Here is a 13,285-nt window from a genome sequence, read left to right on the forward strand (position 1 = left end):
CGGCAGCGCCGCGCGCACCGACGACGGCAGCGCCGCGCGCACCGACGGCGGCGGCCCCCGATGACGGCCGTGACCGTACGACGCCGCATCGCGGCATCCGCCGACCGGCTCTTCGACGCCTGGCTCGACCCCGCGAGCCTCGCGGTGTGGATGCGCCGCGACGACACCGGCGAGCCGTCGGTCGTCGTCGCCGACCCGCGCGAGGGCGGCGCGTTCTCGATCACGATGCGCGACCGGTTCGGCACCATCACGCACTCGGGCGTCTACCGGCTGATCGACCGGCCGCGGAAGCTCGAGTTCACCTGGCGATCGGAGCACACGCACCACGTGGACTCGGTCGTGCACGTGACGTTCGAGCCCGACGGCGAGGCGACCGTCGTGCAGGTGCACCACACGAGGCTGACCGACGCCGAGGCGGCGGCCAAGCACGAAGCCGGCTGGACCGAGATCCTCGGCCGGTACGAACAGACCATGGAMGCAGAGGAGGCGGCGTGATGCTGCTCGAGGACAAGGTGGCCGTGATCCACGGCGGTGGCGGATCGATCGGTGCGGCGACGGCGAAGGCCTTCGCCCGAGAGGGCGCGCGGCTGTTCCTCGCCGGGCGCAGCCTGCCCCGGCTCGAGGCGGCGGCATCCGCGGCACGTGCCGAGGGGGCATCCGTCGACATCGCGGTGGTCGACGCCATGGACCAGGACGCCGTCGACCGGCATGCCGACGAGGTGGCGGATGCCGCGGGCCGCATCGACATCGCCCTCAACACGGTCGGCTTCGACCACGTGCAGGGCCTGTCCATCGCCGACACGAGCCTCGACGCCTACCTGCACCCCGTGACGGGGTACCTGCGCACCAACTTCGTGACCGCGAAGGCGGCGGCGCGGCACATGGTGGCGCAGGGGAGCGGCGTGATCCTCACGATCTCGACCCCGGGGGCGCGGCTCACGGGCAACGGCCTGATCGGCAACGCCGCACAGAGCGCCGGCCTCGAGGGGTTCTCGCGGGCGCTCGCCGGCGAGCTCGGCCCGGCCGGCGTGCGCGTCGTGTGCGTGCGGCCGCACGCGATGGCCGACGCGTACGACCTCTCGTACACGGGGGAGATGTTCGGGCGCATGGCCGACGCGGGCGGGGTCACCCGCGACGAGTGGTTCGCGGCCCTCGCGAGCACCACGCTCCTCGGGCGCCTGCCGACGCTCGACGAGGTCGGCGAATACTTCGCGTTCGTGGCATCCGATCGGGCCCGCTCGATGACCGGCGTGATCGTGAACGTGACGGCCGGGGCGCTCGTCGACTGACGGGCGACGGATGCCGCGGCGGCGCGTCCCGTCCCGACGGGCACGGGGCGCTGCCACGATGAGGCGTGACCACCGATCGCCGAAGCCCGCGCGCCGCGGCATCCGACCCGCTGCTCGACCGCCGACCCGGGCTGTCGGCGAGGGCTCGCAGGTGGACGCTCGCCGCGCTGATCACGGCGTTCGTGCTCGTGGCGGTCTCGCTCATCGTCTCGAGCACGCCGTGGCCCGCGTCGCTCGCGATCCGGGCCGTCTTCGAGCGCGGTGCTGCGGACACGGTGGCCGAGATGGAGCCGTTCGTACCCGAGACCGGTGTGGACGCGCGGCTCGACGTGGCCACGGATGCCGCAGGTGGCACCGGTGGCGCCGACACCCGTCTCGACGTCTTCACGCCCGCGGAGGACCCGGGGCCGCACCCCACGGTCGTCTGGGTGCACGGCGGCGCCTGGATCTCGGGCGCGAAGGAGAACGTCGACCCTTACCTGCGGATCCTCGCGAGCCACGGCTACACGACGATCGGGCTGGACTACACCATCGCCCCCGAGGCGACCTATCCGACCGCCCTGCGGGAGCTCAACGACTCCCTCGCCTACGTCGTCGAGCACGCCGAGGAGCTCGGCGTCGACCCCGACCAGCTCGTGCTCGCCGGCGACTCCGCAGGGGCGCAGCTCGCCAGCCAGCTGGCGGTGCTCACCACGAACGACAAGTACGCGCACCTGCTCGGCCTCGACCCCGCCCTCGAACCGGAGCAGCTCGTGGGCGCCATCCTGAACTGCGGCGTGTAYGACCTGCGGGCGATGGCGGAGCTGAACGGCATCGGCCAGTGGGGGTTCAAGGTGGCCCTCTGGGCGTACACCGGCACGAAGGACTGGTCGAGCAGCTATGCCGGGACCACCATGTCGACCATCGAGTTCGTCACCGAGGACTTCCCGCCGACCTTCATCAGCGGCGGCAACGGCGACGCGCTCACCTGGATCCAGTCGGTGCCGATGAGCGACGCGCTCGCCGACGCCGGCGTGGAGACGACGGAGCTGTTCTGGCCGGCGGACCACCAGCCGGCGCTGCCGCACGAGTACCAGTTCCACCTCGACTTCGAGGAGGCGCACGTGGCACTCGACGAGACCCTCGCCTTCCTCGCCGCGCACACGACGCAGCCGTGATCGAGCCACCACGAGGCCGCCGGCCGGCGGCCGCGTGGTGGCTCGATGGCGAGCGGTCAGGGGCGCATGGACGCCGGGGCCGGCCCTGATGACCGTCGCACGACCAGGTGCGGCGTCGGGAGGTCGGGCCGCGAGCCGTCGACGCCCTCGATGCTGGCGATGAGCTGCAGCACCGACGCCCGGCCCTGCGCCTCGAACTCGAGGTGGAGGGTCGTGAGCGGCGGGTCGAAGAACGCGGCATCGGCCACGTCGTCGATGCCGACGACGCTGACGTCGTCGGGGATACGGAGGCCGCGCTCCTTGAGCGCGAGCATCACGCCGAGCGCGGTCTGGTCGTTGGCGGCCACGTAGGCGGTGGCCTCGGGCAGCTGCGGCAGGGCCATGATCGCGTCGTAGCCCGAGCGGGCCGACCAGTCGCCCGACAGCACCCCCAGCGAGGTGAGGCCCAGGTCGCGCACGGCGTCCTCGTAGGCGCGGGCACGCAGCCGCGAGGCGGGCCACTCGGCCGGCCCGGCGATGTGCACCAGGCGACGATGCCCGAGGTCTGCGAGGTGACCCACGAGTTCGTGCAGGTGCACTGCGGCGGGGTCGGTGCGGCGGCCGTCCTCGTCGGAGGCGACCGCGATGAGCACGGGCACGCGGAACCGAGTCGCCTCGAACGCCTTCGTCATGGCGTCGGTCGAGGAGAGGGCGAGGACACCCGCCAGGTTGAGCTGCGCCATGAGCTCGAGCGAGTCCTCGATCGCGGCCGGATCCTCCACGTCGAGCGACACGAGGTCGAGGACGTAGCCGGCCTCGCGGGCGGCGACGCTCGCGCCCTGCGCGATGCGGCTCGGGCCGACGTGCGACACCTCGTGCGTGATCGCCCCGATGCGGTGCGAACGGCCCGACTTGAGGCTTCTGGCGGTGAGGTTGGGCCGGTACCCCAGTTCGTCGAGGGCTCGCTCGACGCGGACGCGAGTCTCGGGCCGGATGCCGGCGAACCCCTTGAGGAACCGGCTGACCGTCTGGTGCGACACGCCGGCCGCCTGCGCGACGTCGTAGATGGTCGCCGGCCTGGCGGTGGGGTCCATACGCGGGCTCCTCTCGGGTGGTCGCGCTCCCACGATGCGTCGTCGATTGAAATCGGCGATCTGCTCTTGACATCTGATGTTATCGGCAACATTCTGGTCTCGACACGATGTTGTCGAAAACATTCTGACACTCACCACCCTGCTCGGCCGACAACGGAGTACGACTCGATGGATCCCTCGAACCCCGCCCACCTCCCCAGCGGAATCCTCTTCGGTGCCGCCTACTACGCCGAGTACCACCGCGACGAGCGCACCGAGGTGGACCTCGACCTGATGCAGGCGGCCGGCTTCACCGTCATCCGCGTCGGCGAGTCCGTGTGGTCGACGTGGGAGCCGCGCGACGGCGAGTTCGACCTCGACTGGCTGCAGCCCGTGCTCGACGGAGCGCACGCCCGCGGCATCCGCGTCATCCTCGGCACGCCCACCTACGCCGTGCCGCCGTGGCTGCAGAGCGCCTACCCCGAGATCGCCGGCGAGCCGCGCACCGGAGAGCCGATGCCGTGGGGGGCCCGTCAGGAGGTCGACTACTCGCACCCGGCCTTCCGCTTCCACGCCGAGCGAGTGATCCGTGCGGTGATCGCGCGGTACGCCGACCACCCCGCCGTGATCGGCTACCAGGTCGACAACGAGCCGGGCATGCTGCTGTTCCACAACCGCGGCTCCTTCCAGCGCTTCGTGCGCCGGCTGAAGGCGCAGTACGGCGACGTCGAGACGCTCAACCGCGAGTGGGGCCTCACCTACTGGTCGCACCGGCTCTCGGACTGGTCGGACCTGTGGACGCCCGACGGGAACACCCTGCCCCAGTACGACCTGGCCTGGCGGCGCTACCAGGCCGACCTCACGACCGAGTTCATCGCCTGGCAGGCGGACATCGTGCGCGAGTACGCCGAGCCCGGGCAGTTCGTCACCACGTGCATCGCCTACCCGCGGCCGGCCCTCGCCGACGAGGAGCTCGTCGAGGCGCTCGACGTGACCGCCGGCAACCCCTACTACGCCATGCAGGACCACCTCGACGCCACCGTCGACCTCGAGCCGGTCACCCCGTGGACCACATCGGGCGTCGCCGCGATGCTGCGCCAGGCCGACCGCATGTACTCGTCGAAGCAAGCACGGTTCCTCGTGACCGAGACCGACGCGCAATCGATCGGCGGTTCGGACTTCAACCTGCCGCCGTATCCCGGGCAGCTCAAGCAGGCCGCCTTCGCGTTCATCTCCCGCGGCGCGTCGATGATCGAGTACTGGCACTGGCACACGCTGCCCTACGGCACCGAGACGTACTGGGGCGGCGTGCTGCCGCACAGCCTCGAACCCGGCCGCGTCTACCGCGAGGTCGCCGAGGTCGGTGCCGACCTGCAGGCCATCGGCACGGCGCTCGACGGCTTCGAGCCCGACGCGGACGTCGCGATCCTCTGGTCGAACGACAGCCGCTTCGCACTCGAGTTCTTCCCGCCGCTCGCGACCGACGACGGGCAGCCCGACCGGGCGTCGTACCAGCACATCGTCGACGCGTTCCACCGCGGCGTCATCGACGCGGGCGCGCAGTCGCGCATCCTGCACGTGTCGCAGGCGCTCGCCCTCGGCGCCGAGGAGCTCGCCGCCCGGTTCCCGGTGCTCGTCGCACCGGCGCTCTACGTGGCATCTGACGCGGATCTCGACCTGCTGCGCCACTACGCTGCGGCCGGCGGGCACCTCATCGTCGGCATCCGCACCGGCTACGGCGACGAGGAGGCCCGGGCGCGCGTCGAGGTCGCCCCGGCGCGGCTCCACGAGGCGGCGGGCGTGCGGTACGAGGAGTTCTCCAACCTGCGTCACGACGTGCCGGTCGCCGGGAGCGGGCCGCTCGCGGCATCCGACGACGCGGTCGCCCGCCGCTGGGCCGACGGGCTCATCGCCTCGGGCGCCGAGACGCTCGCGCGCTACGACCACCCGCGCTTCGGCGACTTCCCGGCCGTCACGACGAACGAGCACGGGTCGGGCCGCATCACGGTCGTCGGCACGGTGCCCTCGCCCGCGCTGGCCGCCGACCTCGTGCGCTGGGCGGTGCCGTCGCCGACCGCCGACGGACTCGCGTCCGGTCGCGCGCTACCCGTGACCGTGGCATCGGGCTCGCTGCCCGACGGCCGCCGCGCCTGGTTCGTCTTCAACTGGGGATGGGAGCCGCAGGCCGTCACGCTCGCGGCATCCGTCACCGACCCCGTCACCGGAGACCAGCTCCCGACGGGCACCGATGTCTCACTGCCGGCCTGGTCGACGCGGACCTTCGTCGGCGAGTGAGCACCAAGGGATCGCCTGATCCGACCCAACCACAGAAAGAGTCATCATGAAGAAGGCACGCAAGACAGCACTGGCGCTGGTGACCGGCGCCGCCTCGATCGCACTCGTCATGTCGGGATGCAGCCCCAGCGGCGGAGGCGGGTCCGACCAGGGTCCGGTCAGCCAGGACGACATCGACAAGGCGATGGAGACGCCCACGAAGCTCACCTTCTGGACGTGGGTGCCCGACATCGAGAACGAGGTCAAGCTCTTCGAGGAGAAGTACCCCGCGATCGACGTCAAGGTCGAGAACGTCGGCCAGGGCCTGCCGCACTACCAGAAGCTGCGCAGCGCCATCGAGGCAGGCGAGGGCGCACCGGATGTCGCACAGATCGAGTACCAGTACATCCCCTCGTTCGTGCTGCCCGAGTCGCTGCTCGACCTCACGCCGTACGGTGCCGACGACCTGGCGGACGACTACGTCGACTGGGCGTGGAACCAGGTCTCGCCCGCCGACGAGGTGTGGGCGATCCCGCAGGACGTCGGCCCGATGGGCAACCTCTACCGGGAGGACATCCTGGCTGCGGCCGGCATCACCGAGCCGCCCGCCACATGGGACGAGTACGCGACGGCGGCGAAGGCCGTGAAGGATGCCACGGGCTCGTACATCTCGAACCTCGGCGCCACCCAGGCCGGCCAGATGATCGGCTTCTTCTGGCAGGCGGGCGTCAAGCCGTTCGGGTACAACGGCGAGGACACCGTGTCGATCAACGTGAACAGCGACGAGGCCAAGCAGGTCGCCGACTATTGGACGCAGCTGATCCAGGCCGACCTCATCTCGACCGACGTCGACTTCAACGACACGTGGTACCAGGGCCTGGCGAGCGGAAAGTACGCCGGCTGGCTCACCGCGGCCTGGGGACCGATCTTCCTGCAGGGCACGGCCGAGGACACGTCAGGGCTCTGGCGTGCCGCGCCGCTGCCGCAGTGGGATGCGGGCACCGAGGTCTCCGGCAACTGGGGTGGCTCGTCCGACGCGGTGCTCGCGTCGACGAAGAACCCCATCGCCGCCTACGAGCTCGCGAAGTTCATCAACAACGACGAGGAGTCGGCGATGAAGCTGGCGACCGAGCAGTTCCTCTTCCCGCCGCAGGTGTCGGTGCTCGAGGACCCCGCGTTCGTCGACCAGCAGTCGGAGTTCTACGGCGGCCAGGAGGTCAACAAGCTGTTCGCCGACATCTCGACGACCGTCGACACGGACTTCGAGTGGCTGCCGTTCATGGACTACGTGTACTCCACCTACGAGGAGACGATGGGCACGGTGATCGCCGACAAGGGTGACATCGCCGCTGCCCTCGACGCCTGGCAGGACCAGCTCGTCAAGTATGCGGAGGACCAGGGCTTCACCGTCGAGTGAGTCCGCGGGGCGCCCGCCGGCCGGCCGGCCTGCCACCGCTCGCCGCCCTGCAGGCGGGCGCCCCACCCCATCGTCCATCCACCACGAGAAGGAGCCGTCATGTCGACCTCCCCGGCGCTCACCGCAGAGCGCCCGACCGCGCCACCGCCGAAGCGCYGCACGAGCACCGCGAAGCGCAAGCAGTACCGTGCCGCCTACCTGTTCCTCCTGCCCTTCTTCATCGTGTTCATCACGATGCTGGTCGTGCCGCTCATCTACTCCGGTTACCTGAGCCTCTTCGAGAGCAAGCTCATCGGCGGCGAGGTCTTCAACGGCCTCGGCAACTATGTCCGGGCGCTGACCGATCCGCTGTTCCTGGAGGGACTCGGACGCGTGGGCCTGTTCTTCGTCGTGCAGGTGCCGATCATGCTCGGCCTCGCGCTCTTCCTCGCCCTCGCGCTGGACAGCTTCCGGGCGAGGGGTTCGAAGGCGGTCCGCCTGCTCATCTACATGCCCTACGCCGTGCCCGCCGTGGTCGCGACGCTCATGTGGGGCTACCTCTACGGCCCCGACTTCGGCCCGCTGGCCCAGATGTCACGCGCGCTCGGCTTCGGGACGCCCGAGTTCCTGTCGGCCGAGAACATGCTCGGCTCGATGATGAACATCGTCACGTGGGAGTTCGTCGGCTACAACATGATCATCATGTACGCGGCCCTGCGGTCGATCCCCGGCGAACTCTACGAGGCAGCCGAGATCGACGGCGCCGGGCAGTTCCGCCTCGCGTGGAGCATCAAGATCCCGGCGATCCGGCCGGCGATCCTGCTGACGATCATCTTCTCGGTCATCGGGTCGTTCCAGCTCTTCTCCGAGCCGAGCCTGCTGTCCATCATCGCCCCGAACGTGGTGATCAACTCGTACACCCCGAACTTCTACGCCTACAACCTCGCGTTCGTGAACCAGGAGCTGAACTACGCGGCATCCATCGCGTTCCTCCTCGGAATCGTGATCGCCGTCCTGTCGTACCTCGTCCAGCTCGGAGCGCAACGTCGCGAGCGGCGCGAACGGAGGCCGGCATGACCTCCACCGAGACCCGCGCGGCCGTGACCGTCGGCGATGCGACCGGTTCGCGCCGATCGGCCCGCCACTACGCACCCGAGCGGCGCCGGAGCGTGCTGCTCACCGTGCTGCTCTGGCTCCTCGTGCTGTACTTCGTGCTCCCGCTGTGGTGGCTGCTCGTCTCCTCGACCAAGGACAACGCCGCCCTGTTCTCGACGTTCGGTCTGTGGTTCGGCGGCGACTTCTCCCTCTGGGAGAACCTGCAGACCCTGTTCAGCGTGCGCGACGGCATCTTCACACGGTGGCTCGTCAACACCTTCGTCTACTCGATCAGCGCTGCGGTGGGAGCGACGCTGCTCTCCACCATGGCGGGCTACGCGTTCGCGAAGTACGAGTTCCCCTTCAAGAAGGCGCTCTTCAGCGCGACGCTCGGCGCGATCATGATCCCGCTCACTGCGCTGGCGCTGCCCACCTACCTCCTGTTCTCCTCGGCCGGCCTGACGGATACCCCGTGGGCGGTCATCATCCCGTCGCTGGTCAGCCCGTTCGGGGTGTACCTCATGCGGGTGTACGCCGCCGATGCCATCCCCGACGGCCTGATCGAGGCGGCGCGGGTCGACGGCGCCGGCGAGTTCCGGATCTTCTGGCAGGTGGGACTGCGGCTGCTCGGCCCCGGCCTCGTCACCGTGTTCCTGTTCTCGCTCGTGGCGACGTGGAACAACTACTTCCTTCCACTGATCATGCTGAACAGCTCCGATCTGTATCCGATCACGGTCGGCCTCGCGCAGCTCCAGGCGGCGGCGAGTCAGGGCGGTGGCTCCCAAGCGCTGTTCTCCACGGTCATCACCGGTTCGCTCGTGTCGATCGTGCCGCTGGTGCTCGCGTTCCTCTTCCTGCAGCGCTACTGGCAGTCGGGGCTCGCGACGGGGAGCGTGAAGGAATGAGCGCATCGCCAGCGCGCCGCAGGGATGATGGACGGATGACTCCGACGGAGAGGGCGCGATCGTGACGATCTGGTACGGCGGCGACTACAACCCCGAGCAGTGGCCGCGCGAGGTGTGGGATGAGGACGTCACGCTCATGCAGCGCGGCGGCATCAGCCTCGCCACGGTGGGCGTGTTCTCGTGGGCCCGGCTCGAACCGCGCCCCGGAGAGTACGACTTCGCCTGGCTCGACGACGTGCTCGACACCCTGCACGCCGGGGGCATCCGCGTCGACCTGGCCACGGCCACCGCATCCCCGCCGCCGTGGCTCGCGAAGCGGCATCCAGAGACCCTGCCCGTCACCGAGCAGGGCGTGCGGCTCGCGGTGGGCAGCCGGCAGCAGTACTGCCCGAGCTCGCCCGTGTACCGGGACCGAGCGCGGGAGCTCGTGACGCGACTGGTGGAGCGGTACGCGCAGCATCCGGCCCTCGAGCTCTGGCACGTGAACAACGAGTACGGATGCCACGTCAGCCACTGCTACTGCGAGGTGTCGGCCGCGGCGTTCCGCACCTGGCTCGAGGCGAAGTACGGATCGATCGACGAGCTGAACCGCGCCTGGGGCACGGCGTTCTGGTCGCAGCGCTACGACGGGTTCGACGAGGTGGAGCCGCCGCGCGCGGCCCCGACGTTCCGCAACCCGACGCAACTTCTCGATTTCGACCGGTTCTCGAGCGACGAGCTGCTGGCCTGCTACCGGTCCGAGGTCGAGGTGATCCGCGCGGCATCCGAGGTGCCGATCACCACGAACTTCATGGGGTTCTTCAAGCCCGTCGACTACTGGAAGTGGGCGCGTGAGGTCGACATCGTCTCGGACGACACCTACCCCGATCCCGCCGACCCGATCTCGGTGCCGTATGCCGCGATGGTGCGCGACCTGATGCGCTCGCTCGGCGACGGAGCGCCATGGCTCCTCATGGAGCAGTCGCCGGGAGCGGTGAACTGGCGGCCGCAGAACGCGGCGAAGGTGCCCGGGCAGATGCGCGCGTGGTCCTATCAGTCGATCGGACGCGGCGCCGACGGCATCCTCTTCTTCCAGTGGCGGCAGTCGGCCGCGGGCTCGGAGAAGTTCCACTCGGGAATGGTTCCGCACGGCGGCACCGACACGAGGGTGTGGCGCGAGATCGAGCAGCTCGGCGGGGAGCTGCAGCGGCTGTCGGGGCCCGAGGTCGGCCTCGAGGGCAGCCGCGTCCCCACCCAGGTCGCGATCGCCCTCGACTGGGACAGCTGGTGGGCGGTCGAGCAGCCGGCCTCCCCCACGACGGTCTCCTACCTCGAGACCCTGTTCGCCTGGCACCACGCGCTCACGTCGCTCGGGCTCACGGTCGACTTCGTGCGAGCCGACGCCGACCTGTCGGGCTACCGGCTCGTCGTCGCACCGACCCACTTCGTCGCGACCGACGCGCAGCTCGAGAACCTGGCGGCGTTCGCGGAGGCCGGGGGCACGCTCGTCGTCGGCTTTGGCACGGGCATCACCGACGAGCACCTGCACGTGCGGCTCGGCGGCTACCTCGGCGAGCCGCTGCGGCGCACGCTCGGCGTGTGGATCGAGGAGTTCGCACCGCCGGCCGCGCCCGACCTCCGGGCCGTCGGCGGGGGAGCGCCGCCGCCGGTCGCCGTCGACGGCGACGTGCTCGGCGGGGCGGCATCCGGTGCCGTCTGGGCCGAGTACGTGCGGGTCGAGGATGCCGCGACGGAGGCGACGTTCGCCGAGGGCGCGCTCGCCGGGTGGCCTGCCGTCACGCGTCGCGGCGCCGACGGCGGGGGAGGCGCGGCCTGGTACGTCGCGACGCTGCCCGAACCCGAAGCGCTCGGCCGGCTGGTCGCCCGGATCGCCGAGGAGGCCGGCATCGAGGTGCCCGCACCCGTCGCGAACGGCGGTCGGGTCGAGGTCGTGCGACGTGGCGGATTCGTGTTCGCCATCAACCACGGTGCCGAGGACACCGAGCTCGTCGTCGAGGGCACCGACCTGCTCACGGGGTCGGATGCCTCGGGCCTCGTGCTGCCGTCGCAGGGGGTGGCCGTCGTCCGTCCGGTCTGAGCCGCCGGGGCGCCGGCCGCGCCCTACACTTCGAGCATGTCCTTCGTCGAATCCATCCGCACCGTCTTCGGCAAGTACGCCGAGTTCACCGGTCGCGCGGGGCGGCCCGAGTTCTGGTGGTGGGCGCTGTTCAACGTGCTCGTGCTGTCGGCGCTGAACGTGCTCAACGTGTTCCCGGTCGGCGAGAACGCCTACCTGGGGTCGGTGCTCGCGGGACTCTGGGGCGTTGCCGTGCTGCTGCCGTACCTCGCCGTCACCGTGCGGCGCCTGCGTGACGCCGGGTACGGCTGGGGGCACRTGTTCTGGGTACTCGTGCCGATCGGCGGACTGATCGTGCTGGCCGTCTTCCTGTCCCAGCCGGCGAAGGACGGGCTCGCGGCGCCGGACGCCGTACCGGGACCGGCCGCCGCCTGAGCCCGACGGCGGCTGCGGCGCACGCCCGTCAGATCGGCAGCGAGCGGTCGTCGACGATCGTCTTCATGACGAGGGTCGACTCGACGCGCCGCACGCCTGGCAGCGCGGAGAGGCGTTCGTCCCAGAGCCGCTGGTAGGCGGGCAGGTCGGGCACGGCCACGCGCAGGAGGTAGTCGGGATCGCCGAACAGCCGCAGGGCCTGGATCACCTCGGGGACCTCGGCGACGGCGGCATCGAACGCGGGGATGGTCGCGCGGTTCGCCTGGTCCATGGTGACGAACACGAGCGCGCCGAAGCCGAGCCCGACGACCTCGGGGTCGATCACCGCACGGTAGCCGGTGATCGCGCCCGACTCCTCGAGCGCTCGCAGGCGCCGGTGCGTCGGCGACATGCTGAGCTGCACCCGCTCGGCGAGGTCGGTGAGACTCAGTCGGCCGTCGTGCTGCAACTCGGCAAGGATTCTCCGGTCGATGGCGTCCATGGGGTGGATTCTTCCACAGCAGGGCGCCGGAGGGGAGGAAGTTGGAACCACCTTCCAGCCGATCTTCCGTACGTTCGTCGTATCGGAACGACGATCGGGGAATGCGATGGACGTGCAACTGCTGCTCGCCTGCTGGGCGATGATGACGTTCATGGTGCTCGTGCCGGGGCCCGACTGGGCCTACATCATCGCCGCGGGCACCAGGGATCGCACGATCATGCCCGCGCTCGGCGGCATCCTCATCGGCTATCTCGTCGCGGTGGCCGCGGTGGCGGTGGGCGTGGGCGCGACGCTGGCGGCGCTGCCGTGGGCACTCGTGATCCTCACCCTGGCAGCGGCGGGCTACCTGTCGTACCTCGGCGTGCGCATTKTGCTGCACCCGCCCGCCGTGGCGACGGCCGGGGAGTCGGGCCCGCAGCGTGAGTCGAGGGCGTGGCTTCGGCTGGCCCAGGGGGTCGGCGTGAGCGGGCTCAACCCCAAGGGACTGCTCGTGCTCGTCGTGCTGCTGCCGCAGTTCACGGATGCCGCGGGCGACTGGCCGATCCCGGTGCAGCTCGCGGTGCTCGGGCTCATCTTCGTGGGCAGTTGCGCACTGGTCTACTCCGTCGTGGGCGTCGGCGCCAAGGCCGTGATCCGTGCACGGCCGTCGGCCATGCGCGTGGTCTCGCGCGTCTCGGGCGCGGCGATGGTGCTGCTCGCGGTCGTGCTCGTGGCCGAGCAGCTGATGCACCTCACTCGGTAGCGTGGCCTGCATGGCCACTCCCGACTTCGTGCTCGAACTGCGCCGGCACCTCGGCACCCGCCCCCTCTCGTTCGTCGGCGTGACCGCGGTCATCGTCCGTGGCGACGAGGTGCTGCTGGGTCGCCGCTCCGACAATGGCGCGCTGACCCCCATCACCGGCATCGTGGATCCGGGTGAGGAGCCGGCGGATGCCGCGTGCCGCGAGGCGCTCGAGGAGGCGGGCGTGCGCATCCGGGCGGACCGCCTGGCGTGGGTGCACCAGATCCCGCGGATCACCTACGACAACGGCGACCAGGCGGACTACCTCGACCTCACCTTCCGGTGCACGTGGCTCGAGGGCGAGCCCTATCCGGCCGACGGCGAGATGACCGAGGTGGGATGGCGACGTCTCGATGACCTGGGC

Annotated in this window: 13 protein-coding genes; 11 read left to right on the top strand and 2 right to left on the bottom strand. The window is 70.5% G+C overall.

Going from position 1 to position 13,285, the window contains the following annotated elements; genetic code table 11:
• The first annotated feature begins 69 nt into the window (after positions 1–69).
• From AC1DY2_RS06420 to AC1DY2_RS06430, 3 genes are all read left to right on the top strand, one after another.
• Positions 70–495, top strand: coding sequence for an SRPBCC family protein (locus AC1DY2_RS06420; protein ID WP_476761660.1), 426 nt, complete (start codon positions 70–72; stop codon positions 493–495).
• Positions 495–1,289, top strand: a complete 795-nt coding sequence (locus AC1DY2_RS06425) for an SDR family NAD(P)-dependent oxidoreductase (RefSeq protein ID WP_476761672.1) — start codon at positions 495–497, stop codon at positions 1,287–1,289. Before AC1DY2_RS06420 ends, AC1DY2_RS06425 begins: the two co-directional genes overlap by 1 nt.
• A 65-nt stretch (positions 1,290–1,354) precedes the next feature.
• Entirely contained in the window at positions 1,355–2,446 is a 1,092-nt protein-coding gene (locus AC1DY2_RS06430; protein ID WP_476761661.1) for an alpha/beta hydrolase, read from the top strand.
• 56 nt (positions 2,447–2,502) lie between these two features.
• Here the strand turns inward: AC1DY2_RS06430 and AC1DY2_RS06435 are convergent, their stop codons facing one another.
• Complete coding sequence (locus tag AC1DY2_RS06435) at positions 2,503–3,519, bottom strand: LacI family DNA-binding transcriptional regulator (protein WP_476761662.1); 1,017 nt, start codon at positions 3,517–3,519, stop codon at positions 2,503–2,505.
• A gap of 168 nt (positions 3,520–3,687) precedes the next feature.
• On the opposite strand from AC1DY2_RS06435, the gene AC1DY2_RS06440 reads away from it, so the two are divergent.
• From AC1DY2_RS06440 to AC1DY2_RS06465, 6 genes are all read left to right on the top strand, one after another.
• Positions 3,688–5,793 (top strand): beta-galactosidase, encoded by a 2,106-nt coding sequence (locus AC1DY2_RS06440; protein WP_476761663.1) that lies wholly within the window; start codon positions 3,688–3,690, stop codon positions 5,791–5,793.
• A 46-nt stretch (positions 5,794–5,839) separates the two neighbouring features.
• Entirely contained in the window at positions 5,840–7,189 is a 1,350-nt protein-coding gene (locus AC1DY2_RS06445) for an ABC transporter substrate-binding protein (protein WP_476761664.1), read from the top strand.
• A 99-nt stretch (positions 7,190–7,288) separates the two neighbouring features.
• A complete protein-coding gene (locus AC1DY2_RS06450) occupies positions 7,289–8,245 on the top strand; it encodes a carbohydrate ABC transporter permease (protein ID WP_476761665.1) in 957 nt (318 codons plus the stop codon).
• Positions 8,242–9,168, top strand: coding sequence for a carbohydrate ABC transporter permease (locus AC1DY2_RS06455; RefSeq protein WP_476761666.1), 927 nt, complete (start codon positions 8,242–8,244; stop codon positions 9,166–9,168). The genes AC1DY2_RS06450 and AC1DY2_RS06455 overlap by 4 nt, the downstream gene beginning before the upstream one ends.
• Before the next feature lie 61 nt (positions 9,169–9,229).
• Positions 9,230–11,245, top strand: a complete 2,016-nt coding sequence (locus AC1DY2_RS06460; RefSeq protein ID WP_476761667.1) for a beta-galactosidase — start codon at positions 9,230–9,232, stop codon at positions 11,243–11,245.
• A 36-nt stretch (positions 11,246–11,281) separates the two neighbouring features.
• Positions 11,282–11,659 carry a DUF805 domain-containing protein gene (locus AC1DY2_RS06465; RefSeq protein ID WP_476761668.1) on the top strand — a complete coding sequence of 126 codons (378 nt, stop codon included), beginning with the start codon at positions 11,282–11,284 and terminating at the stop codon, positions 11,657–11,659.
• A 28-nt stretch (positions 11,660–11,687) separates the two neighbouring features.
• Here AC1DY2_RS06465 and AC1DY2_RS06470 read toward each other — a convergent pair whose 3' ends face one another.
• Positions 11,688–12,140, bottom strand: a complete 453-nt coding sequence (locus AC1DY2_RS06470) for an Lrp/AsnC family transcriptional regulator (RefSeq protein ID WP_476761669.1) — start codon at positions 12,138–12,140, stop codon at positions 11,688–11,690.
• Between the two features lie 106 nt (positions 12,141–12,246).
• On the opposite strand from AC1DY2_RS06470, the gene AC1DY2_RS06475 reads away from it, so the two are divergent.
• Complete coding sequence (locus AC1DY2_RS06475; RefSeq protein ID WP_476761670.1) at positions 12,247–12,882, top strand: LysE family translocator; 636 nt, start codon at positions 12,247–12,249, stop codon at positions 12,880–12,882.
• A 10-nt stretch (positions 12,883–12,892) separates the two neighbouring features.
• Positions 12,893–13,285, top strand: a 393-nt coding sequence (locus AC1DY2_RS06480; RefSeq protein ID WP_476761671.1) for an NUDIX hydrolase, incomplete at its 3' end; no start/stop codon positions are given.

It is taken from the genome of Agromyces sp. P1_H4, assembly GCF_056405255.1.